The organism is Burkholderia sp. 567, from assembly GCF_040545115.1.
GTDB classification, from domain to species: domain Bacteria; phylum Pseudomonadota; class Gammaproteobacteria; order Burkholderiales; family Burkholderiaceae; genus Burkholderia; species Burkholderia ambifaria.
Genome location: NZ_JBEPLG010000001.1, coordinates 370,353 through 392,691, shown reverse-complemented (window position 1 = coordinate 392,691; position 22,339 = coordinate 370,353). Strand labels below are relative to the sequence as shown.

The 22,339-nt window shown below is 64.0% G+C and carries 27 protein-coding genes and 1 tRNA gene; 16 read left to right on the top strand and 12 right to left on the bottom strand.

The window, feature by feature from the left end; all coding sequences use genetic code 11:
- Positions 1-107 precede the first annotated feature (107 nt).
- Positions 108-398, bottom strand: coding sequence for a hypothetical protein (locus ABIC50_RS01855; RefSeq protein WP_041491105.1), 291 nt, complete (start codon positions 396-398; stop codon positions 108-110).
- A gap of 512 nt (positions 399-910) precedes the next feature.
- Here ABIC50_RS01855 and ABIC50_RS01850 point away from each other — a divergent pair.
- Positions 911-1,840 (top strand): Rossmann-like and DUF2520 domain-containing protein, encoded by a 930-nt coding sequence (locus ABIC50_RS01850; protein WP_354161296.1) that lies wholly within the window; start codon positions 911-913, stop codon positions 1,838-1,840.
- 76 nt (positions 1,841-1,916) lie between these two features.
- Positions 1,917-2,480 (top strand): YggT family protein, encoded by a 564-nt coding sequence (locus ABIC50_RS01845; RefSeq protein ID WP_011656180.1) that lies wholly within the window; start codon positions 1,917-1,919, stop codon positions 2,478-2,480.
- A 10-nt stretch (positions 2,481-2,490) separates the two neighbouring features.
- Here the strand turns inward: ABIC50_RS01845 and ABIC50_RS01840 are convergent, their stop codons facing one another.
- Together ABIC50_RS01840 and crcB are read right to left on the bottom strand one after the other, a co-directional pair.
- Positions 2,491-2,841, bottom strand: coding sequence for a DUF190 domain-containing protein (locus ABIC50_RS01840; protein WP_011656179.1), 351 nt, complete (start codon positions 2,839-2,841; stop codon positions 2,491-2,493).
- A gap of 24 nt (positions 2,842-2,865) precedes the next feature.
- Complete coding sequence (gene crcB, locus ABIC50_RS01835) at positions 2,866-3,252, bottom strand: fluoride efflux transporter CrcB (RefSeq protein WP_041491104.1); 387 nt, start codon at positions 3,250-3,252, stop codon at positions 2,866-2,868.
- A 410-nt stretch (positions 3,253-3,662) separates the two neighbouring features.
- On the opposite strand from crcB, the gene ABIC50_RS01830 reads away from it, so the two are divergent.
- A complete protein-coding gene (locus ABIC50_RS01830) occupies positions 3,663-4,874 on the top strand; it encodes a S53 family peptidase (RefSeq protein WP_354161293.1) in 1,212 nt (403 codons plus the stop codon).
- Positions 4,875-4,908: 34 nt separating this feature from the next.
- On the opposite strand, the gene ABIC50_RS01825 is transcribed toward ABIC50_RS01830, so the two are convergent.
- The gene (locus tag ABIC50_RS01825; RefSeq protein WP_354161290.1) at positions 4,909-5,802 is read right to left on the bottom strand and encodes an SIR2 family NAD-dependent protein deacylase; all 894 of its coding nucleotides are present in this window, start codon (positions 5,800-5,802) and stop codon (positions 4,909-4,911) included.
- Between the two features lie 79 nt (positions 5,803-5,881).
- Positions 5,882-6,487 (bottom strand): NUDIX domain-containing protein, encoded by a 606-nt coding sequence (locus ABIC50_RS01820; RefSeq protein WP_126227299.1) that lies wholly within the window; start codon positions 6,485-6,487, stop codon positions 5,882-5,884.
- An 81-nt stretch (positions 6,488-6,568) separates the two neighbouring features.
- Between ABIC50_RS01820 and ABIC50_RS01815 the strand changes: the two genes are divergently transcribed.
- Positions 6,569-7,324: a DeoR/GlpR family DNA-binding transcription regulator gene (locus tag ABIC50_RS01815; protein WP_354161287.1), complete on the top strand. Its 756-nt coding sequence runs from the start codon at positions 6,569-6,571 to the stop codon at positions 7,322-7,324.
- Positions 7,325-7,328: 4 nt separating this feature from the next.
- On the opposite strand, the gene ABIC50_RS01810 is transcribed toward ABIC50_RS01815, so the two are convergent.
- Positions 7,329-8,489, bottom strand: coding sequence for an enolase C-terminal domain-like protein (locus tag ABIC50_RS01810; RefSeq protein WP_354161284.1), 1,161 nt, complete (start codon positions 8,487-8,489; stop codon positions 7,329-7,331).
- Positions 8,490-8,605: 116 nt separating this feature from the next.
- Positions 8,606-8,863 carry a hypothetical protein gene (locus ABIC50_RS01805; protein ID WP_354161281.1) on the bottom strand — a complete coding sequence of 86 codons (258 nt, stop codon included), beginning with the start codon at positions 8,861-8,863 and terminating at the stop codon, positions 8,606-8,608.
- A 103-nt stretch (positions 8,864-8,966) separates the two neighbouring features.
- Here ABIC50_RS01805 and ABIC50_RS01800 point away from each other — a divergent pair, with 103 nt between their 5' ends.
- The 3 genes from ABIC50_RS01800 to ABIC50_RS01790 all read left to right on the top strand — a co-directional run bounded on the left by ABIC50_RS01800 (position 8,967) and on the right by ABIC50_RS01790 (position 9,971).
- Complete coding sequence (locus ABIC50_RS01800; protein WP_011656171.1) at positions 8,967-9,251, top strand: hypothetical protein; 285 nt, start codon at positions 8,967-8,969, stop codon at positions 9,249-9,251.
- A 291-nt stretch (positions 9,252-9,542) separates the two neighbouring features.
- Positions 9,543-9,755: a 30S ribosomal protein S21 gene (gene rpsU, locus ABIC50_RS01795; protein ID WP_175713863.1), complete on the top strand. Its 213-nt coding sequence runs from the start codon at positions 9,543-9,545 to the stop codon at positions 9,753-9,755.
- A gap of 9 nt (positions 9,756-9,764) precedes the next feature.
- Entirely contained in the window at positions 9,765-9,971 is a 207-nt protein-coding gene (locus ABIC50_RS01790) for a hypothetical protein (RefSeq protein ID WP_006752092.1), read from the top strand.
- Between the two features lie 368 nt (positions 9,972-10,339).
- Here ABIC50_RS01790 and ABIC50_RS01785 read toward each other — a convergent pair whose 3' ends face one another.
- A complete protein-coding gene (locus tag ABIC50_RS01785; protein WP_006752094.1) occupies positions 10,340-10,684 on the bottom strand; it encodes a cupin domain-containing protein in 345 nt (114 codons plus the stop codon).
- 515 nt (positions 10,685-11,199) lie between these two features.
- Here ABIC50_RS01785 and ABIC50_RS01780 point away from each other — a divergent pair.
- On the top strand, positions 11,200-12,156 hold the full coding sequence (locus ABIC50_RS01780; protein WP_354161278.1) for a hypothetical protein: 957 nt from the start codon (positions 11,200-11,202) through the stop codon (positions 12,154-12,156).
- A gap of 557 nt (positions 12,157-12,713) precedes the next feature.
- Positions 12,714-13,559, top strand: coding sequence for a hypothetical protein (locus ABIC50_RS01775; RefSeq protein WP_354161275.1), 846 nt, complete (start codon positions 12,714-12,716; stop codon positions 13,557-13,559).
- On the opposite strand, the gene ABIC50_RS01770 is transcribed toward ABIC50_RS01775, so the two are convergent.
- Positions 13,556-14,347: a hypothetical protein gene (locus ABIC50_RS01770; RefSeq protein ID WP_354161272.1), complete on the bottom strand. Its 792-nt coding sequence runs from the start codon at positions 14,345-14,347 to the stop codon at positions 13,556-13,558. The genes ABIC50_RS01775 and ABIC50_RS01770 overlap by 4 nt on opposite strands.
- Before the next feature lie 257 nt (positions 14,348-14,604).
- Here ABIC50_RS01770 and ABIC50_RS01765 point away from each other — a divergent pair.
- Together ABIC50_RS01765 and trmB are read left to right on the top strand one after the other, a co-directional pair.
- A tRNA-Gly gene (locus ABIC50_RS01765) sits at positions 14,605-14,679 on the top strand.
- A gap of 132 nt (positions 14,680-14,811) precedes the next feature.
- On the top strand, positions 14,812-15,579 hold the full coding sequence (gene trmB / locus ABIC50_RS01760) for a tRNA (guanosine(46)-N7)-methyltransferase TrmB (RefSeq protein WP_175735060.1): 768 nt from the start codon (positions 14,812-14,814) through the stop codon (positions 15,577-15,579).
- A gap of 115 nt (positions 15,580-15,694) precedes the next feature.
- Here trmB and ABIC50_RS01755 read toward each other — a convergent pair whose 3' ends face one another.
- The 3 genes from ABIC50_RS01755 to ABIC50_RS01745 all read right to left on the bottom strand — a co-directional run bounded on the left by ABIC50_RS01755 (position 15,695) and on the right by ABIC50_RS01745 (position 17,651).
- Positions 15,695-16,525 (bottom strand): undecaprenyl-diphosphate phosphatase, encoded by an 831-nt coding sequence (locus ABIC50_RS01755; protein ID WP_006752096.1) that lies wholly within the window; start codon positions 16,523-16,525, stop codon positions 15,695-15,697.
- Positions 16,526-16,605: 80 nt separating this feature from the next.
- Entirely contained in the window at positions 16,606-17,199 is a 594-nt protein-coding gene (locus tag ABIC50_RS01750) for a DUF1439 domain-containing protein (protein WP_011656166.1), read from the bottom strand.
- Between the two features lie 134 nt (positions 17,200-17,333).
- Positions 17,334-17,651, bottom strand: a complete 318-nt coding sequence (locus ABIC50_RS01745) for a YkgJ family cysteine cluster protein (RefSeq protein WP_043173643.1) — start codon at positions 17,649-17,651, stop codon at positions 17,334-17,336.
- A 171-nt stretch (positions 17,652-17,822) separates the two neighbouring features.
- Here ABIC50_RS01745 and hemN point away from each other — a divergent pair, with 171 nt between their 5' ends.
- The 5 genes from hemN (at position 17,823) to urtA (ending at position 22,337) form a co-directional block, all read left to right on the top strand.
- The gene (gene hemN / locus ABIC50_RS01740; RefSeq protein WP_175713858.1) at positions 17,823-19,214 is read left to right on the top strand and encodes an oxygen-independent coproporphyrinogen III oxidase; all 1,392 of its coding nucleotides are present in this window, start codon (positions 17,823-17,825) and stop codon (positions 19,212-19,214) included.
- Positions 19,215-19,286: 72 nt separating this feature from the next.
- Positions 19,287-19,544, top strand: a complete 258-nt coding sequence (locus ABIC50_RS01735) for a hypothetical protein (protein WP_006752100.1) — start codon at positions 19,287-19,289, stop codon at positions 19,542-19,544.
- A 104-nt stretch (positions 19,545-19,648) separates the two neighbouring features.
- Positions 19,649-20,305, top strand: coding sequence for a protein-L-isoaspartate O-methyltransferase family protein (locus ABIC50_RS01730; RefSeq protein WP_011656163.1), 657 nt, complete (start codon positions 19,649-19,651; stop codon positions 20,303-20,305).
- Positions 20,306-20,316: 11 nt separating this feature from the next.
- Positions 20,317-20,640, top strand: a complete 324-nt coding sequence (locus ABIC50_RS01725; RefSeq protein WP_006752102.1) for a rhodanese-like domain-containing protein — start codon at positions 20,317-20,319, stop codon at positions 20,638-20,640.
- 389 nt (positions 20,641-21,029) lie between these two features.
- Positions 21,030-22,337, top strand: a complete 1,308-nt coding sequence (gene urtA / locus ABIC50_RS01720; RefSeq protein ID WP_012363256.1) for an urea ABC transporter substrate-binding protein — start codon at positions 21,030-21,032, stop codon at positions 22,335-22,337.
- Positions 22,338-22,339 lie beyond the last annotated feature (2 nt).

Genomic DNA, 22,339 nt, shown 5'->3' with positions numbered 1-22,339 from the left:
CCGGCCGCCCCGCCCTGGCCGCGCGTCAAATGAAAAACGGCGCAACGCCCCGCGAGGGACGTTGCGCCGTTTTGCCGCGTGCTCAGACGGTCGCGCGGACTATTGCATCAACGACGCCAACCGTGGTGACCCCAGCCACCATAACCGTGACGCCAGTACGGACGACCGTAGTAGCCACCGACGACCACGGGAGGCGGTGCATAGTATGCGGGCGCCGGCGCGTAATACACCGGCGGAGGCGGCGGCGCGTAATACACAGGCGGCGGCGCTGCGTACACGGGATATGCCGGTGCGACCGGGACGCCAATGCCGACCCCGATCGACACGTGGGCCTGTGCGGCGCCTGCGGCACCCAGACCCAACGCGGCGGCGGCGATGAACGGAATGAGCTTTTTCACTTCGATTCTCCTGCTGGAGCGGTAATTTGTGCGCCCCTGACGGCAACGGCGGGCATGCACGTCGCATGCAAGCAATGTAGCGAAAACCCGTCTCTCGTGTATTGCGCATTTGTTGCAAATTGCAATTCAACCCGGGCGGGGCCAGCGTGCGGCCGGGCTGTGCGAATCCGCTACTCCCCATGCCGGTCGCGCGATTCCGTCCGACCAGTGAAATAGCGACACGCTGGCCGGTCAGTCTTACCGGATGCGGTAAGCGCGGGCGGCGCGGTTCCGTAATGAACGATTACAAATTCGAGACAAGACGCCGACAATTCAAGAGGGACGCGGCGCACAGGCGATTCGGGGCCGGATGCGAGGGTCGTCATCGAGCAGCGAAAGCGCGGCATGCGGTGCTCGATTGCTCGCATCGAACATCGCCGCCCAGATCGTCCGGCCGGGCGCCCCCCCATCCGCCCCCGCCCTGTCATTCCTGCGATACTGGCGGCTGCTCCGTTTTCGCTTCGTGGCCCGTCATGCCCCTCCCCGACACTCCCCGCCTCGGCTTCATCGGCGCCGGCCGCCTTGCACGCTGCGTCGCCCGGCGTTTCGCGGCGGCCGGCTTTCCGGTCGTCGCGATAGCGAGCCGCACGGCGGAATCGGCCGCGGCACTCGCCGCGCACATAGATGGCTGCCGGAAGGTCGACACGCCGCAGCAGGTGGTCGACGCCGCCGACCTGATCTTCCTGACCGTGCCCGACGACCATCTCGCGTCGACCGCCGCGGCGCTGCGGTTCGACGCCGCGCGCGCGGCGGGCCAGGCGCTCGTCCACTGCAGCGGCGCGTCGGCGGTCGAGTTGCTCGATCCGGCAAGACGGCAAGGCGCGGCCACCGGCGGCTTCCATCCGCTCTATCTGTTCGGCGGCACGGACGCCGATCTCGCCCGTATCGACGGCTGCTCGGTCACGCTCGAAGCCGACGGCGCGCTGCACGCGACGTTGCTGCGGCTTGCTGCCGCACTCGGCTGCCATCCGCTGTCGATCCCGGCCGGCGGCCGGATGCTCTATCACGCGGCAGCACATTACGCGGCGAGCTTCGCGCTGTGCGGGCTTGCGGAAGCGGTCGAGCTATGGCGCGGCCTCGGCTTCGACGAGGCCGCCGCGCTGCGCGCGCTGCTGCCGATGCTCGCCGGCACGATCGAAACCGCACGCGACAAGGGCCTCGCGAACGCCCTCGCGGGCCCGGTGTCGCGCGGCGACACCGGCATCGTCGAGCGCCAACTCGCGCTGCTCGAGGCGCGCGGTGGCGATCATGCGACGCTGTATGCGCTGATGACCCGCCGCGCGGTCGCGCTTGCGGCGAAGCGCGCCCCGCCGCCGGCCGCGCTGCCGGCGCTCGCGCAGGCCGTCGAAACGTCGCTCGCGCGCACGACCGGGCACCCCTCCCCGCCGCACGACGAGGCGTGATAAGGTGTCGGCCGATGCGCCGCCATCCGGCGTTGGCGGCCGCACGCTACTCGACTGTAAAAAAAGGATGCCAACGATGTTCGGCGAGATCGCCCGTTTTCTGCTCAATACCCTCTTCACGCTGTTCGGCGCCGCGCTGATCCTGCGCGTCTGGATGCAGGCCGTCCGCGTGCCGCCGTACAACCCCGTCACGCAGGCCGTGCTGCAGGCGACCAACTGGCTCGTGCTGCCGCTGCGCCACGTGATCGCGGGCGTGCGCGGCATCGACTGGGCGAGCGTCGTCGCCGCGCTGCTCACCGCGCTCGTCTATGTGGTGTTGATGGTCGTGATGGCCGGCTTCGATCCGGCCTCGGTGATCCCGACGCTCGTCGCGGTGGCACTGCTCACCGTCGTGAAGTGGGCGCTCAACCTCGTGATCTGGATGACGATCCTGATGGCGCTGCTGTCGTGGCTCAATCCGCGCTCGCCGGCCATGCCGATTCTCTACCAGCTCACCGCGCCGTTCCTGAACCCGCTGCGCCGCGTGATCCCGAACCTCGGCGGCATCGACCTGTCGCCGATCCTGCTGTTCGTGATCGTGCAGGTGCTGCTGATGGTCGTCACGCGCGCCGCCGTGTCGCTGACGATGTTCGGCATCTGACGGAGCGACGCTACGCTGCCGGCCCCTGCGCCGGCGGCGCCGAGAGCGTGTCGATCACGCCGAAGCGCGCCGGAATCATCGCGTAGCACACGCGCACCTTCTCGCGCGACAGCCGCTCGAGCAACTGCTGCGCCTCGTCCTCGGTGGCGATGAATTCGACCTCGATCGCAAGCGACCCCTGCAGCTCGAAAAAGCGGTCCTCGTGCAGCACCCGATGCCGGCCGAAGCCGGCCATCGCGCGAAACGCGGAACCGCCCGCGATGCCCATCCGGTTGCCTTCCTCCAGCAACCATTCCCATAGCGGCTTCCAGTGCAGCCGGTGCTGCTCGTGCACATAGAAGCGCAAGAAGACCCTGTCCATCGCACCCTCCCGGTGCCGGCGCGCTCAGGCCGCCGCGAACCACGCGCGCGCGGTCCACATGCCGAGCGCCGTCAGCGTGAACGATCCAGTCAAGTGTAGGGCAGCCACCGCGATCGCCCATCCGAATTCGCCCTGCACCGCGTGCGTCATCACTTCGACCGAATAGGTCGAGAACGTCGTGAGACCGCCGAGGAAGCCCGTGATCACGAACAGCCGCCACTCGGGCGGCAGCCCGACGCGCGCGGTAAATACGACGACGGCCACGCCGATCACGTAGCCGCCGATCAGGTTCGCGGCAAGCGTGCCGAGCGGCACGGCAGGAAAGAATTCGTTGAGCGCAAGGGCCAGGAACCAGCGCAGCACCGCGCCAAACCCGGCGCCGACGAAGATCGCGACGATCGAATAGAACAAGGGAGCTCCTCGCTGACGAGGCCGCACGGCGGACGCGGCCCACGCCGAACTGTATGCGGAATCGCGCCGCGACGGCAATGCCGCAGGCCGGTCGGCAGGCGCGGAGTCGGGCCGCACCGTATCCGCGCATTTCATGATTTCCACGCGGCTGCCGCAATCGATATTTCCGGCGCATTACGCAGACCATTACAAACCAAATCAAACGCCGATTGATTATTTATTCGCCTTTGAAAATCGAAATGCGAATTGATCCCGCCACGCGCTCGCGCTCAAAACCCACGTCTTGCGGGCGATCCGCGTACTTTCCCTCATCAGACATTCCCGCATCCGCTCGATATTCGATGCAATCGGCTTCACCGATTTCGTAAAATCATTTCGCCCCCTACTCCATCGACATGGAGATTCGAAAAATGAACAATATCCGCGTGTCATCCATGTTGATTCCGGCACTGTGCGCGTCGCTGCTCGCCTCGACGGTTGCCCTCGCCGAAGGTAACGGCATCCCGTCCTTCGTCGAAGGCAACCGTGCGCCGAAGGGATACGCGCGGCCGCCGTTCCATACCAAGCCGCGCGCCAGTACCGCGGCGGTAGCCGGGCTCACACCCTCGCTCGCACGGCATGCCTACGGATTCGACGCGCTTGCGAACCAGGGCGACGGGATGGTCGTCGCGATCGTCGACGCGTACGACGACCCGAAGATCGAGGCCGATCTCGGCGTGTTCAGCAACACGTTCTCGCTGCCGGCCTGCACCACGGCGAACGGCTGCTTCACGAAGGTGTACGCGCGCGGCCCACGGCCCAGGACGGACGCGGGCTGGTCGCTCGAGATATCGCTCGACGTCGAATGGGTGCATGCGATCGCGCCGAAGGCGCGGATCCTGCTGGTCGAGGCCGCGTCCGCCAGCTTCAACGACCTGCTGGCCGCGGTCGACATCGCGGTCAAGCGCGGCGCGTCGGTCGTGTCGATGAGCTTCGGCGGCAACGAGTTCAACACCGAGACGGGCTTCGACAGGCACTTCAACGTGCCGGGCGTCACGTTCGTCGCGTCGTCGGGCGACAGCGGCACCGGCACCGAGTACCCGGCGTCATCGCCGTACGTGGTCGCGGTGGGCGGCACGACGTTGTCCACCGACACATCCGGCAACTACATCGGCGAAGCCGCGTGGAGCGGCAGCGGCGGCGGCGTGAGCACGATCGAGGCCGAGCCGGCCGGACAGACGGGCTGGCCGGTGCCGGTGGCCGGCAAGCGCGGCGTGCCCGACGTCAGCTACGACGCGAATCCGTCCAGCGGGTTCGCCGTGTACGACTCGGTCAGCTATCAGGGGCAGGCAGGCTGGTTCCAGGTCGGCGGCACGAGCGCCGGCGCGCCGCAATGGTCGGCGCTCGTCGCGATCGCGAATTCGTTGCGCGCGGCCGCCGGCAAACATGCGCTGAGCGGCACCTACGACACGCTCTATACGGTCGGGAAAAGCGCCTACGGCAGCGACTATCACGACGTGACGACCGGATCCAACGGCAATTGCGGCAGCGTCTGCAATGCGGCCGGCGGCTACGACTACGTGACAGGTCTCGGTTCGCCGATCGCGCCGGCGCTCGTCCAGGCGCTCGTCGGACAGCCGTAACCGCGCGGTCGCCGGCCGGTTCGTCGCGCGGCGCTCAGCCGCCGCGCCACGCGCGGTCGAGCGCGGTCAGCGTCGCGAGCGCGCCGCCCTTCAGCCCGATCACGTCCGCGCGGCGCGCATGGGCTTCGCGTGCGTTGATGCGGATCACGTCGGCCCCGAGGCGTTCGCTCAGCAGCCGCACGGTCGGAATCGCGGTGCCCGCGCCGATCTCGACGACGCTCACCCGTCCTGCCCGTGCGATCCAGCCCTGCAGCGCCCGCTCCTGCGCGTCGTAGCGTTCGCCGAGCCAGCCATCGTCGCCGAACATCAGGATGTTCGGCCGCGCCAGCCCGCCGCAATGCGGGCAGCGCGGCAGCTCGCCGACCAGCCGGCACGCGGCTGCGTCGACGTCGGGCGTGAATGGGGCGGCGTCCCAGGTGTCGTCCGAGCACGGTCGCAGGCACTGCATCGAATGAATCGAACCGTGGATCTCGGCGACGCGCGCCGGATCGAAACCCGCCTTCTGGAACTGGCCGTCGACATTGCTCGTCAGCACGAAGCCGCCGTTCGGCATCGCGTCCATCCAGCGCCGCAGGATCGCGAAGCCCGCGTGCGGCACCGTCTCCCGATAGAGCGCGAGACGATGCCCATAGAATCCCCACGCAAGCTGCGGATGCGCGCGGAACGCGTGCGGCGACGCGATTTCGTGGAACACGAAATGCTCGTGGCGCAGCGCCGGATACGCGCGCCAGAAACCGTCCGTGCCGCGAAAATCGGGCAGCCCCGAATCGACGCCGATGCCGGCGCCGGCCGTCACCAGCAGCGCATCGGCGCGCGCGAGCGCGTCGACGGCGGACGCGACCAGATACGCCGGCAATTGCGCGCCAGCAGCGCTGGAATCGGTGGAGCCGGACGAATCGGGTAATTCGGGGGAATCGGAAAGCGGCATGATGGAGCGGTAGTGGCGTCGAACGGTGCCGGACGGGCATCGCGCGATCTTACGCCCGTTCGAGCACCGTGACGCTGCATCACGCAGTCGCGATACGCACGCCAGCGGGTTCCCGCAGCGCGACGTACTGCAGCAGCATGATCGTCTTCGCGTCGACGATTTCACCGCGCTCGACGGCATCCAGCGCCGCGTGCAGTGGCATCTCGACGACCTCGAGATCCTCGCCTTCTTCCGCGATGCCGCCGCCGTCGCCCGTGCGCAGTGACGCATCGTATTCGCCGACGAAGAAATGCAGCTTCTCCGTCACCGACCCCGGGCTCATGAACGCCTCGAACACCTTGCGCACGCCGCGCACGCGATAGCCGGTTTCCTCCTCGGCTTCCGCGCGAATGCGTGCGTCGGGCGTCGCGTCGTCGAGCAGGCCGGCGGCCGCTTCGAGCAGCATCCCGTCGTGTCCGTTGACGAACGCCGGCATCCGGAACTGCCGCGTGAGCAGCACGTCGCCCGTCGCCGCGTTGCGCAGCAGGATGGTCGCGCCGTTGCCGCGGTCATAGGTTTCGCGGCTCAGCCGCTGCCACGTGCCATCGCGGCGCAGAAAATCGAACGTCACCTTCTTCAGCACATACCAGTCATCGGATAGCACCGTCGTATCGACGATGCGCACGCGGTCCTGCGTTGCGGCCATGGCGGCCTCCCATTCGACATATGACGGCGCCCATGGTAACGTGCATATTCGTGCAATTTCAAGAAATTTCGTGCAGAACCGATGCTGACGACCCAACGCAAGAAAGCGATCCTCGATGCGCTCGCCCACGACGGCCAAGTGCTGGCCACCGAACTGAGCGTGCAATTCGGCGTGTCCGAGGACACGATCCGCCGCGACCTGCGCGAACTGGCGGCCGAAGGCCTGCTGCAACGCGTGCACGGCGGCGCGCTACCGGCGTCACCCGCCGTCGCGCCGTTCGCACAGCGCGAGGCGCTCGAAACCGCGGAAAAACGGCGCATCGCCCGTCGGGCCGCGCAGATGATCGCGCCCGGTCAGGTCGCGATCGTCGATGGCGGTACGACGTCGGCGCTGCTCGTCAGCCAGTTGCCGCCCGAGCTGCGCGCGACGATCGTCACGCACAGCCCGAGCGTCGCCGTCGCGCTGGCCGCGCATCCGTCGATCGACGTGATCCTGATCGGCGGACGGTTGTACAAGCATTCGATCGTCGCGGTGGGCGCCGCGGCGATGGAAGGCATCTCGCGTATCCACGCGGACCTGTACTTCATGGGCGTGACCGGCGTCCATCCGGTCGCGGGGCTGAGCACCGGCGATTTCGAGGAAGCGGCGATCAAGCGCGCACTCGCCGGACGCGCGGCCGAGACGGTCGTCCTTGCTTCGCAATCCAAATTACGTGCTGCGTCGCAGTTCGTGATCGGTGAGCTTGCGCTCGCGCAAACCATCGTGGTCGAGCAGGAAACCGACTCGGCGCTGATCGAGCCGATCGAGGCGGCGGGCGTGACGGTCGTGCGGGCCTAGCTGCTCAGCGGCCGGCTACCGAGCGAAACGCGCGATAGGCATCGGCGTGAAGCTCGAAGCCGATGCCCGGCGCCTGCGGCACGGCCGCGCAGCCGGCGTCGAGCGTTTCGCCGTCCGGCAGCCCGCTGAACGGGTGGAACGCAAACGGATTGACTTCCGCGCCACCGAGCCCGAGCGCGGCCACGACGTGTAGCGAGAACAGGTGACCGCCGTGCGGCCAGAACGCATCGCGCCGCCAGCCGTTCGACACGAAATGATCGACGATCTGCAGATAGCCCGGCAGGCCGTAGCAATGCACCGGATCGAACACGAGGAAGTCGCGGTCCGCTCGCAGGCCGCCGTAGCGTGCGAGCAGCTTCGCTTCCGCGAGCGAGAACAGCGCCTCGCCGGCCGCGACCGGTGGCGTGTATTGCGCAGTCAGGTCTGCATGCAGCGGCAGGTCGAGCGGATCGCAGAGGTCCTCGAACCACCAGAGCGCGAACGACGCCAGCATCGCGGCGGCGGCGCGGCCGCTTGCCGCGTCGTACGTGTTCATCGCGTCGACCGCGAGATGCGAGCTGTCGGCAAGACAGGCAGCGGCGGCTTCGATGCGTCTTTTGTCGTCGTCGAGATCCGGGCCGCCGATCTTGATCTTCGCATGCGTGTAGCCGAGATCGGCGATGCGACGCATCTCGTCCGACAGGCGCGCGAGATCGTCGTGCGGATAACGGTAGCCGCCGCCGGCGTACACGCGCACGCGACGCGCTGCGTGGCGCGCGAGCCGGTCGGCAAGAAAGCGATGGAGCGGCAGGCCGGCGATCTTCGCGGCGGCATCCCAGATCGCCATGTCGAGCACGCCGACCGCCACGCAGCGTTCGCCGTGACCGCCCGGCTTCTCGCCGGCCATCATCGCGCGCCATGCGCGAAACGGATCGAGGTTCGTTGCGGCGTCGTCGGCGATGGTGTCCGCGGCGGCAAGCAGCCGCGGGCCGAACCGTTCGCGAATCAGCCCACCCTGCGCATAGCGGCCGACCGACGCGTAACCGTAACCCGTCACCGGGCGGCCGTCGCGCACGACATCCGTGACGATCGCGACGACACTCGTCGTCAGGCCGCCCGACGGAATCGCCGGGTCGGCATAACGGGAAACCGGGATCGCTTGCTCGCGAATGTCGATGATGCGCATGGTCGGGTTCCGGAGGAAACGTTCTGCGTTCGCGGGCCATGCACGCGATGCGGCCGACGCGCTGGCGGATCGCTGCATCATAGGTGCTTGCGCGAAGTCTTGCAGGCTCGCGATCATCACGACGACGCGGCGTCATGCGGCTCCATCGGCATCGCCCGAATCGCGCTGCACGGCGTCGGAATACCGATGAATGCTCCGTCATGCTCGATGCGCGTTGCGTGCGTCGAATCCGCGCATCGCACTGCGCCGGCAGTGAATGAGATGGACAACCAACACCAAGCGCGTATGATGAATTTGTCCGAGCACGGGTGGTCGAGTTGCTGGCCGCTCGCCCCGCCATCTTCCTCATTGCTGCGTCGTGCGTTCATCAGCATGCGTCGCTGCCTTTTTCACCCTACCCGTCGCGCCGCGCAGCGGTGATACCGGTCGGAAGTGTTCGTCCACGCGATTTGTCGCGACCGAACTCAGGAGTTCATCATGAGCATGCATCTCTATCGTGGCTTCGAAATCTATCCGCTGATTTATCCGCACGTGCCTTCCCAGAACGGCAACCCGCACAACTACGACGGCGGCTTCGACGCGGCCGTGAAGATTTGCCAGCGCGGCACTGCCGACACGGTGACTCGCAGCGAAACATTCCGGCTGCTCGGCAACGCGCCGTTCGAATCGGCGGGCGAAGCGCGCCGGGCGTCCCTTCGCTACGCGGAGGAGATCATCGACGGCAATCGCGGCGAGCAGCCGCTCTTCGCCAACTCCCACTGACGTATCTTGCGGCGGTAGCGCGGTCGCCTATCACTTCGGAGCACGAAACGATAATCGGCTGCCGCATCATTCCGATTGCACTGCACGAGATCGCCGAATCCGACGTAGCTCCGCAGAACGGCCTCGCCAGTTCGGCGTTGCGTCATCACCCGGCGTCGCAGATGCTTTCCGCCGCGCGCACACCGTCGATCCGCGTCGGCTATTTCGAATGCGATCCGACGAGATAGCGAGTGCCGTCACAACTTCGCTCGACCAGCGTTCCTTCACGCATTGTTTGAAAACGGGATCTGCATGACGACGATCGTCCTCAAGCCCAACGAACCGGTCGATGTCGCGCTCCGGCGCTTTCGGCGAGACATCGAGAAGACAGGCCTGATCCGCGAGTTGCGCAGTCGCACCGGTTATGAAAAGCGGACGACGCAGCGCAAGTGCGAGAAGGCCAGCGCCGTCGCGAGACAGCGCCTGCGCGCCAAGCGCATGTTGCCGCCTCGCAAGCCGTACTAGGAGAACGCCATGTACCAGCCGCCCGTCGAAGCCCCGCCGTTCTTTCCGTTGACGAAATGCGAAGTCGATTTCGATCGACAGAACGATGCGATCACGCTTTTGCCGAGCTTCTACGCGTTTGGCTGCGAGTACACCAGTCGCGGCCTGCTGATCGGCCGCGATGATGCGTTCAAATTGATTGCCGCGATCGAAAAGGCGCTGAGCGTCGAGAAGTGAGCTTGGGCTGGGAGTGGTCGAATCGCATCGCGTAGCGCGGGCCGGCTGCTGCTTCCGGGCAATACGGATTTGCATGGCCGCATGGATGCTGATGCGTCTGAGCGAGAACATTTTCCCAAGTCGCGGCGCCCTGCGGATTTGCCGACGCGTCGCGTCTCAGGCGCGAGTTCCGGCGCGCGTACGGGAGTCGCCGAGCGCTTATTGTCGGCGTCAGGCGCCCGGCGCGCTCGGCGGGGATAGCGAGACCGGCCGAGCGTGCGGCCACGCTCGGCGAACTGTTCCCGAACCGGAACGAGTCTTACTGAACCGGAATCCGCGGGACCGCCATTCCTGCCGAAAGCCCCGTGGAATGACGCGTCACGCAGGCGTCAGGCGAAGACGAAATACTTGCGCACCGTCTCCACCACTTCCCAGGTCCCTTTCATGCCGGGCTCGATGACGAACACGTCGCCGGCTTTCAGGTGCACCGCCTCCTCGCCTTCCGGCGTGATGATGCAGTAGCCGTCGAGGAAGTGGCAGTACTCCCACTTCTCGTAGTTCACCTCGAACTTGCCCGGTGTGCAGATCCAGGTGCCCATGATCTTGCTGCCGTCCTTGGACAGGTAGGCGTTGAGGTTCACGGTGTGCGGATCGCCGCCGATGCGCTTCCATTTGGTGGCATCAAGGACCGGGGTCGGGCAGGTTTCGCGCAAAACGGTGATGAAATCGGACATGTCAGCTCCAGACTTACGATCGGATGAGAGGTCTGTCACGGTAGTTCGAATGCCGCACCGGGGCTTGTATGGTTCCGACACCGACTCGTCTAATTTCGACACGGGCTCGCGTGGTGGGGCGCTGCGGCGCGCGTTCCATTTCGCGTTGCATTGACGGACCGCTTCCGACGGATCGTTATTCACCTTTCTCGCTGGTGTCATCGCGTCCGCCCCAGCCATGCCGGGACTGAGCGGCTCCAATCAAGGCTCGACTTGCATCCTCGTACGCGACTTAAAATACAGAAAGCGACAGCCTTCACGCCCTATCCCTTTGATTTATTGGTGAATTTCCAACCACGCCATCAACTTTCTTCTGACGCAGTTATCAATCAGTTAGTGCCCCCCCCCGCCACGAATCCTGACCACTGCCCAACGCTGCCATTTTGGGACAAACTCATCTTTACCGCCTTTGACGCCAGTCTGCTACGATACGAATGAGGTTATAGACATAACGATCATCGAACAAAGAGAATCCAATGAGCCTGGAAGCAGAATTCGTCGGTTTCGTAAAATACGATGGTAAGCGATTAGAGTCGGGGGCTTTCGATGCACGCAAATCCGCCAAAGCACTGATTGGCTTCGATGAAGCACTTCGCCAGTTCATTCTTGCTCAAGCGCCGGATTTAAGAGATATAGAATTTGAGATTCCGGTACGAATCGAAAGGGGATCCTGGATAGCGTCGATTCCAACCGATATTTCAACTCTATTCCAATTGGGCCTCGGTATCGCAGCCACGGCCTATGTCACCAACGCAGCCAAGAAGATGGCAGAAAAGGATTTCGATGGCGTTGGTTTCAAGGATATCTTCAAAACAGCCCTAGAAGCTCTCAAATGGGTCGCAAGAATTGGCAAGCATCTCGGAAACCTGGATAAGAGACAGTTCGATGATGTCAAATTCGCAGAAAACAATGAATTCATCGGAATACCAAATGCATCCGGAGAATACCTTTTCCTTCCGGTAAAATACTTAGAGCTCTACGCTCGTTGCAACCCGAAGATACTGGAGAAGCTCGCCGCGAACGTCGACACAGAAACCACTTTGTCGATCGGCGTAGTTGTAAATGGGAAAATTGATCAAGAAATCATTACAGCGCATGAAAAATCAATCTTCTCAGATGAAGACGAGGAGCTGACTGACGAGCTTCTTTTCCCAGAGCTCGTTCACGGCGCAGTCGTTTCACTCACCGGCGAAGTAACCCGTGAAAATAAGACAACTCAATCAATGGGTTTTAAGTATCAAGGACACATACTCACCGCCCACCCAGAATCCAGAAATATAGTGCCCTATAAACCTATGCTCTTCGAGACGTGCCGCCTCGTTGGAGTTATTGACAGAAGTGACGAGAAAGGACAAAGTGGCGCAAAGAGACCAAAATTGATATTCAGCAGCCTGGAACCAATTTCAGGACAGAACGGAGATCTTTTTGACTAATTGCTCAATCACGGCGAAATGAGGTTTGACAACCCTCAATTGTGCGCGACCTCGTTTTCAAAACAAATTGAGCATCACGACTCGCATTTCTTTCACGGATTACGCCCAAGATGCACAGCTTGTCGTGCGCGTTGGAACTGTCATTATCGAACAACAACGACGTGCCAATGGTCTCACGTAGGCGAAGTTCGCGGAATGATCGACCTGGAATAGGAAATGCTCGCGCGTACCGACAAACGCTCTATGGAAGGTGGCTGAGCTGGTCGCGAGTAGAAATCTCAGGATTCGAGCGGCAGGCCAATGTATATCGCCCATGCACCGATTCGATGAGCCTCCTGTCCACTTTTGCTCGGCTCAAATCCCGGTACGTCTTCGCGCACGGCTGTTGCCAGGTCTCGTATCTGGTCAATGGTCAGCGATCGGTGATCGTTTTGATGTTTAGCGTCTTCGATGCCGCGACCATCTCCTGATTCGCTGTTGACGACAACTGGACAAGAACCATTCTCTGTCCTTCACCGATGTACAATCGGCCTACGTCCATAACATGCGGGGCGCCAATGAAAGACGATGGAAATCCCGGTAATGCCGTAAGCCAAACTGATTCGGCTGTTGACCGAATCCGATCCGAACTCGAAAAGCTGAATCCAAGCACGAAGCGGCGGATTCTCGAGAAATTTGCGCTGGCAGCCCTCGGCAGCATTCCCTGGGTGGGTGGATTCATTAGCGCACTGGCAAGCGTCAAGACCGAAGAATCCGGGCTCCAGACGTCATCACTCCAAACCCAATGGCTAGAGCAACATCAAGCCAAGATGGAAACGCTAAGCGCGACCATGCAGGAAATTGGTCGTCGGTTCGAGGCGATTGGCGAGGAAATTGACGAACGTCTAGCGAGCGAAGGGTATCTCGACATCGTTCGCAAGGCTTTCCGCGCGTGGGACAAAGCCGATACCGAAGACAAGCGGCACTACGTGGCGAATCTCGTTACAAACGCTGCGGGAACGCGACTCTGCTCAGATGACGTGGTGCGACTTTTCATTGACTGGCTGGACAGCTACCACGAATCGCATCTCGCTGTAATTCGTGAGATTTTCAAAAATCCTGGCTCGACGCGATTTGACATCTGGACCGCAATCTACGGAGACTTGGTCCGCGAGGATTCAGCAGAAGCAGACCTATACAAGCTGCTAATCCGCGACCTCAGCACCGGCGGCGTCATTCGGCAAGCGCGCGATACTAATAATGAGGGCCAATTCCTCCGAAAGCAAGCCGCTCGAAGGCCACCGAGCTCCACAAACACGACTGTCGAGTCAGCCTTTGAAGGCAGCAAACAATATGTTCTAACGGAGCTCGGCAAACAATTTGTGCACTACTCTATGAACGAGGTTGTGGAGCGCATTGCCTAAGCTTGCCTCGGCGCAATCGCCTTGAGTCGCGTCTCCATTTTTTTCCGAAGCAACTTAATTATTGAAGCGTATTTCGCAGCAGCAGCGGCCAAATTAGAAGCATTTTTCAGATCTGATTCAGCAATAGTTGCGCGGAACGATTTTTTTTGAATATCCGATTCCCAAGGAGCTGCATCAGGAAACCGCTCCAACTCCTCAAGCAACCCCGCAGCAATACATCCCTCAGTTTCCGCCGCACTCAGCTTCTCGAATAATTTATCCGATTTTCCACCCCACTCAACCAATTTGTCAGATGCGCCATTAAACTCCCGCAACTCAATTAGTCTAGTAGGAAGTTTGGAATTTGCCACGGCGAATCGCACTGCATCCAACTCTCCCAGCAGAGCGTCAACGCGACCAAACACGCCCTTACGTTTCTCGATACTGATGCGATCGCAGTACGCAGTTCTCGTCCTAAAGATCAACTCTTGGTTGGCACTCTGCGCCAACATGGTTGCATCCTTCGCTATTTGATCCACGCCTGCGCGAAAAGAACCATACGCAGAAATACCAGCAACAAGAGTCGACGCGGCAGCGCCTAGCACAATCACGCGAGTCTTAAGACTCCCCTCTTCAAATTCGACTCTAACGCTTACGTCGTCTCCCAAAAAAAAGAATTTTGCCCGCTCCTCCATAAACGTAGCGATCTCATTCTTCAGCTTTTCGAGCTTCACCTTATCTTGAAAGATGTCAATCTCAAGGTGAGTGTATGCCTCACAGAGAATTTCTTCGTCAATGTAGTTCGCCACCTTAACCCCGTTCGCTGCTTTGTTGGATTAGACGTTTTATCTTGAAAGTACCACAGACTGCTGCCCTATTGCACGACACAACCGCAAACACCCCAGCGGCAAGCTTTGCAGGCGCGGAAGGAAAATGCCAGTTCTGTTGTGGCCCGTCATCCCGCAGCGACGCAACCGGTCCTGAGCGGCCATGCCAGTTTCGATGCCACCAGCCAAAACGCCCCACTTGCCATCCCCACCCAAACCCCTGTACAATCACCCGTTCTGCGGGCGTCGTATAATGGCCATTACCTCAGCTTCCCAAGCTGATGACGTGGGTTCGATTCCCATCGCCCGCTCCACTTTCGGCTGCACGGCAGCCAGCGCAAGAGCCGCCTCGTCGAAGGCGGCTTTTTTGTACCATGTGCCCGTTCATCCGGCGCACCGCTGCGCGTAACGGGCCCCGCCCCGAACCGAGCCTTTCTCTGTCACCGATGATGCACGACGATCCGAACGAAGCCGGCCTGCCGCCGGACGACGCCGCCCTCCCCGACGAAGCCGCCGATGGCGCCGACGAAGTCAATCCGCTGCACCACCGCCGCATCCGCAGCTTCGTGACGCGCGCCGGCCGCGTGTCGACCGGCCAGCGCCGCGCGCTCGACGAGTTCGGCCCGCGCTTCGTCGTCCCGTATACGCCTGAAATTCCCGACTGGGACGCCGTGTTCGGCCGCAGCGCACCGCGCATCCTGGAAATCGGCTTCGGGATGGGCGCGTCGACCGCGGAAATCGCCGCGCACCGTCCGGGCGACGACTTCCTCGGCGTCGAGGTGCACGAGCCGGGCGTCGGCGCGCTGCTGAAGCTGATCGGCGAACAGGACCTGCCGAACATCCGCATCATCCAGCACGACGCGGTCGAAGTGCTCGAGCACATGCTCGCGCCGGAAAGCCTCGACGGCGTGCACATCTTCTTCCCGGATCCGTGGCACAAGGCGCGCCACCACAAGCGCCGGCTGATCCAGCCGCCGCTCGTCGCGCACCTCGCGTCGCGCCTGAAGCCCGGCGCGTACCTGCATTGCGCGACCGACTGGCAGAACTACGCGGAACAGATGCTGGAAGTGCTCGGCGCCGAACCGTCGCTCGAAAACACGGCGGCTGACTACGCGCCGCGTCCCGACTACCGCCCCATCACGAAGTTCGAGCGGCGCGGTTTGCGGCTCGGCCACGGCGTGTGGGACCTGGTGTTCCGCAAGCGCGCCGCCTGAACCCCCGCCGCGACGGCGCACCGCACGCTGCGCGCCGCGCAATGAAGAACGGCCCGACCGGCATCTGCCGATCGGGCCGTTCTTCATTGGAAGCGCCGTCGCCTGCGCACCGGCATCACGCCCAGTTCAACCACCCGCTGTAACCGACGAGCAGCACGAACAGGCCGAACGCGATCCGGTACCACGCGAACACGGTGAAGTCGTGCGTCGCGACGAAGCGCAGCAGCCAGCGCACGCACACGAACGCGCTGACGAACGCGGCAACGAGCCCGAGCGCGAACAGGCCGAGCGAGTCGACCGTGAACGCCTGCCAGTCCTTGACCGTTTCATAGAGCGTCGCGCCGAAGATGATCGGAATCGCGAGGAAGAACGAGAATTCGGTCGCGACGCGCCGGTCGAGGCCGAACAGCATCCCGCCGATGATCGTCGAGCCCGAGCGCGACATGCCCGGCACCAGCGCGAAACATTGCGCGATGCCGACCTTCAGCGCGTCGAGCGGCGTGAGCGCATCGATCGACTGCACGCGCGGTGGCTCGCTGCGTTCGCGCTGCCGCGCCTCGGCCCACAGGATGATCGCGCCACCGACCACGAGCGCGAATGCGACAGGCACCGGCGAGAACAGCACGGCCTTGATCTTTTTCTCGAACAGTAGGCCGAGCGCGATCGCGGGAATCGTCGCGATCACGACGTTCAGCGTGAAGCGCTGCGCGTCGGGCCGGCTCGGCAGACCGGTCACGATGGACACGATCCGCTGACGGTATTCCCAGCAAACCGCGAGGATCGCGCCGAACTGGATCACGACGTCGAAGGTCTTCGCGTGCGCATCGTTGAAATTCAGGAAGCTGCCCGCGACGATCAGGTGGCCGGTGCTCGACACCGGGAGGAATTCCGTCAGCCCCTCGACGACGCCGAGGATCAATGCCTTGCAGATCAGGATCCAGTCCATCCGTGGCCCAACTCCGAAGTAGTCGAAAGAGAATGGGCCGCGTCACCGCCGCGGCCCGCCCGGCCGCGCGCGGTACGTCGTCACTTTTCGACGATCGCCACGCGTATGCCGTTTGTAAGAATCGTAATTGTACCGGGTTCGTAGTTCACTCCGGCAAATTGCAGTTGCTCGGGCTTGAACGTGTAGATCGGATAGTTGGTCAGCACCTGCGTCGCGAGCAGGCCGGCGGCCGCGCCGACCTGTTGTGCGTACATCTGCGCGTTGCCGTCGAGCACGAGGCTGTCGACGGCCGGCGCCCTCAACACGACCGAGCGGCTCGGCGCGTCGTAAGCCAACTGGCCCGACACGGTGAACTTGCCGCTCACCGGCTCGCTCAGGAACGGACTCGCGAAATGCGCGTCGAGCTGTACGGCGACGCGGTTCTGGTCGGGCAGCAGGTTGACGGCCGGATTCGCGAGCGACACGTCGACGACCTGCGCGACCGTCTTCTGGTACGGGAACTTGCGCGCGACGGCCTTCTGCACGTCGCCGCGCGAGAACGTGTAGTGATCGGGGATGAACGGGAACGTCGACGCGCAGGCGGCGAGCGATACCGCGAGCGATACCGACACGCCGATGGCGCCGGCGCACACGGCGAGGAAACGGCGTCGGCCGGGCGTGCAAGATGCGGTCATGCTGGACAATCTCCTGTATCGGGCGAAGCGGCAGTCGTGCCATCGGCTCGGCCGCCGCATCGGGGCCGTGGACCGAAGTTAGTGCTTGCGCACACGCCGCCGGTTCCGTGCGCGAGCCGATGCACGACCATGCGTCAACGGGAAGCGCCGGTGCCGGGCGACGGCTGGGTCGCGACCTCGAGGCGCGTCAGCCACGCGAGCGCGTCGTCGCGCGACGCACCGCACATCTCGGCGGACGGCTGCAGCCCGGAACAGCACGCGGGACGCTCCGGCCGGCCGAAGATCCGGCAGCGCAGGTCGTCGCCGAGCTGCACGCAGCGCACGCCGGCCGGCTTGCCGTCGGGCATCCCCGGAATCGGGGACGAAATCGACGGCGCGATGCAGCACGCGCCGCACCCCTCGCGGCACGCATGCGGCGGCGGGGCATCGGCGGGCGCCGGACGGACAGGCATTTCGACGGACACTCGACTCTCTCAAAAACGACAAAAAAACGGTGCGGCAACCGGACGCGGCGTGCGGCGGCCCGCCGCGCATTGTGCCATCGCCGGCTGCGACGTTATTACACAATGCAGCCGAAACGCGCGTTTATATACTCGAACGCATCTGAAAAGCGCGAGGCCAGCATGAGTTCCGGTTCTGCCGACACGATGTTCCGTCCCGATTTGCTCGCCAAGTACGGCGCGAACGGGCCGCGCTATACGTCCTACCCTACCGCGCTGCAGTTCCGCGACGATTTCGACCCGGCCGACTACCTGCGTGCCGCGCGCGATCCCGGCGCGTCATCGAGCGATCTGTCGCTGTACTTCCATATCCCGTTCTGCAACACGGCGTGCTTCTATTGCGGCTGCAACAAGATCGCGACGAACAACCATCGCCGCGCGCGCCCGTATCTCGAGCAACTGAAACGCGAGCTGGCGCTGCAGGCCGCGCTGTTCGATCCCGCGCGCCCGGTCACGCAGCTGCACTGGGGCGGCGGCACGCCGACCTTCCTGTCCGACGCCGAAATGGCCGAACTGATGGCGACCACCCGCGATTATTTCGTGCTCGCGCCGGACGCCGACGCGGAGTTCTCGATCGAGATCGACCCGCGCACGGTCACGCCCGCGCGGCTCGTCCACCTGCGCAACATCGGCTTCAACCGGCTGAGCCTCGGCGTGCAGGATTTCGATCCGGTCGTGCAGCAGGCGATCAACCGGGTCCAGCCGCTCGCGATGACGTCCGATTTGATGTCGGCCGCGCGCGCGACGGGGTTCCATTCGGTCAGCGTCGACCTGATCTACGGGCTGCCGCACCAGACGGTCGCCGTGTTCGCGCGCACGCTCGAGACGATCATCGAACTCGCGCCGGACCGCCTGTCCGTATTCGGCTACGCGCACATGCCGCACCTGTTCAAGATGCAGCGGCAGATCGACGACGCGACGCTACCGCCGCCCGAAACGCGCATCGCGCTGCTTGGCCTCGCGATCGACATGCTGACGTCGGCCGGCTACGTGTACATCGGGATGGATCACTTCGCGCGGCCAACCGACGAACTCGTGCGCGCGCAGCGCAACGGCACGCTGCAGCGCAATTTCCAGGGCTACAGCACGCGCGCGGATACGGACCTGATCGGTTTCGGCGTGTCGTCGATCGGCAAGGTCGGCGACGTCTACGCGCAGAACGCGAAGGATCTGCCGGCCTATGGCGCCGCACTCGACGCGGGCCGGCTGCCGATCGCGCGCGGCGTGCGGCTCACGGCCGACGACCGGCTGCGCCGCGACGTGATCACGCAGCTGATGTGCAACCTCGAACTGCCGTTCTCGCATATCGAGGCGGCGCACGGGATCCGCTTCGCCGATCACTTCGCGCGCGAGCTCGACGCGCTGCGCGGGTTCGAGCAGGACGGGCTGCTGACGATCGCCGGCGATCGCCTGACGATTCAGCCGGCCGGCCGGATGGTCGTGCGCAACATCGCGATGGCGTTCGACGCCTACCTCGGCCGGACGCCACACCAGCGCTACTCGCGCACCGTCTGACGCCGCGCGGCCGCATGCGGGCGGCCGGTTTGCTAAAGTAATGGGCTCAACGCCCCTGCAAGAACCCGCACGATGCGCACCACCAAAGCGACCCACGCGGTCGAACGCCTGAAGACCCGGTCCGGCAACCCGCAGTTCGCGGCCGTCGCGATGGCGGGCGGCCTGTTCTATCTGGTCGACCGCTCGGGCGGCACCGCCGAGAAGCGCAGCGAGCCGCTGCCGCTCGACGAGTTCGTCAAGTTCGTCGACCAGTTCGGCCCCCAAAAACCGCGCAAGGCGAGCAAGCTCGACCTCGCGTTCGAAGCGCAGATCAAGAAGAGCAAGGGGTAAAGGTCTGTTGCAGGCCGTCTGAAGGCTTCGCCGGCGCCCCGTTTGGTACAATCACGAAGTTTCTCTATCCCCGCTGATGGCCGACCTGGCTGCGTGACCACACCATGAATATCGAAAACGCGCGTTTCAACATGATCGAACAACAGATCCGGCCGTGGGACGTACTGGATCTCGACGTCCTGGGCCTGCTGTCGATCGTCAAGCGTGAAAACTACGTGTCGCCCGAACATCGCGATCTCGCGTTCGCCGACCTCGAGCTGCCGCTGCCCGGCGGCCGCGGCAAGATGCTGTTCCCGCGCGTCGAAGCGCGCATGCTGCAGGAACTGGCGGTCAAGAAGCACGAGAACGTGCTCGTGATCGGCGCGGGCTCCGGCTATCTGGCCGCGCTGTTCGCGCATCGCACGCTGCACGTGACGGCCGTCGAGATCGATCCGGCCATCGCGAAGTTCGCGGCCGACAACCTGCGCAACGACGGCGTGACGAACGCGGAAGTCGTGCTCGGCGACGGCTCGCTCGGCTGGCCCGACAAGGCGCCGTACGACGTGATCTGCGTCGCGGGCGGCCTGCCGGTCGTGCCGCAGCAGATGCTCGAACAGCTGAAGATCGGCGGCCGCCTGTCGGCGTTCGTCGGTGGCCGTCCGGTGATGAAGGCGCAGATCATCACGCGCATCGACGACAAGCAGTACCGTGTCGCCGACGTGTTCGAGACCTACGTCGACCACCTCGTGAACGCGATCGAACCGTCGCGTTTCAAGTTCTGAGCGGCGGCCCCATGCAGATCCTGACTGCCGCGATGCTCGCGGAATGGCTTCGCGATCCGGCGCGTCCCGCGCCGGTCGTGCTCGACGTGCGCGAACCGTGGGAAATCTCGACCGCGCAGATCGCCGGCAGCGTGTCGATCCCGATGCAGCAGATCCCCGCGCGCAGCGAAGAGCTCGACGACGAAGCCGAAATCGTCTGCGTGTGCCATCACGGCATGCGCAGCGCGCAGGTCGCGATGTTCCTCGAATCGCGCGGCTTCACGAAGCTGTACAACCTGCAGGGCGGCATCGACGCGTGGTCGCGTGACGTCGATCCGTCCGTGCCGCGTTACTGAGTTACCGGCGAGTTACCGCCGAATTACTGCCCTATCCGGCGGCGCATCGCGCGCCGCCACGCCGACCGGCCCATTGCCGCCGGTCGCACCGGTCCCCGCCGAACGGGCGCGCTTTGCGCGCCCGTTTGCGTTTCTGCTTCCGCGTTTCATCCTCGTTCCGTTGACTTCGGTGCGCCGGCGAGCGCGCCGTGCACCATTTGCGCCCGCGCGACTGCACCGCAACGGATCGCGCATGCTGCACGACGCGTCATGTGCACCGCGTGCGCACCTTGAGCCACCCTCGCCAGGCACGCCCAGCGTGCATCCGCGCGACTGGCACATGCCTTGCGTTACTACGATGCCGGCGCCGCCCACGGCGCACGCAAATCCAACACGTCAAGGGGAACCCGATGAAACGTCGCAGTCTGCTGAAGTTCGGTTCGATGGCCGGTGCACTCGCGCTGGCGGGCAAGAGTCCGTTCGCGCAAGCGGCCGATGCGGGCACGGGCCCGATCAAGGTCGGCATCCTGCATTCGCTGTCGGGCACGATGGCGATCTCCGAAACGTCGCTGAAGGACACGGCGCTGATGACGATCGCCGACATCAACAAGAGCGGCGGCGTGATGGGCCGCAAGCTCGAGCCGGTGGTCGTCGATCCCGCCTCGAACTGGCCGCTGTTCGCGGAGAAGGCGCGCCAGCTGCTCACGCAGGACAAGGTCGCGTGCGTGTTCGGCTGCTGGACGTCGGTGTCGCGCAAGTCGGTGCTGCCGGTGTTCGAGGAACTGAATGGCCTGCTCTACTACCCGGTGCAGTACGAAGGCGAGGAAATGTCGCGCAACGTGTTCTACACGGGCGCCGCGCCGAACCAGCAGGCGATACCGGCCGTCGAGTACCTGATGGGCGCGGAAGGCGGCGGCGCGAAGCGCTTCTTCCTGCTCGGCACCGACTACGTGTATCCACGCACGACCAACAAGATCCTGCGTGCGTTCCTGAAATCGAAGGGCGTGAAGGACGCCGATATTCAGGAGGTCTACACGCCGTTCGGCCACAGCGATTACCAGACGATCGTCGCGAACATCAAGACCTTCGCGCAGGGCGGCAAGACGACCGTGATCTCGACGATCAACGGCGATTCGAACGTGCCGTTCTATAAGGAGCTCGGCAACCAGGGGATCAAGGCGACCGACGTGCCGGTAGTCGCCTTCTCGGTCGGCGAGGAAGAACTGCGCGGGATCGACACGAAGCCGCTCGTCGGCCATCTCGCCGCGTGGAACTACTTCATGTCGGTGAAGAACCCGACGAACACGAAGTTCAAGGACCAGTTCGCCGCGTGGGTGAAGGCGAACAACCTGCCGGGCGGCGCGAAGCGCGTGACCAACGACCCGATGGAGGCGACCTATGTGGGCATCCACATGTGGAAGCAGGCCGTCGAGAAGGCGAAGAGCACCGACGTCGACAAGGTGCGCGTCGCGATGATCGGCCAGAGCGTTGTCGCGCCGTCGGGCTTCACGCTGTCGATGGACGGCAACCACCACCTGCACAAGCCGGTGATGATCGGCGAGATTCGCGGCGACGGGCAATTCAACGTCGTGTGGAAGACGAAGACGGCCGTGCGCGCGCAGCCGTGGAGCCCGTTCATCGCGGGTAACCAGGGCAAGCCGGACATCGTCAGCTCGATCCCGGCATTCCTGCGGCGGCAGCGCGCGGCGCTCGCCTGATG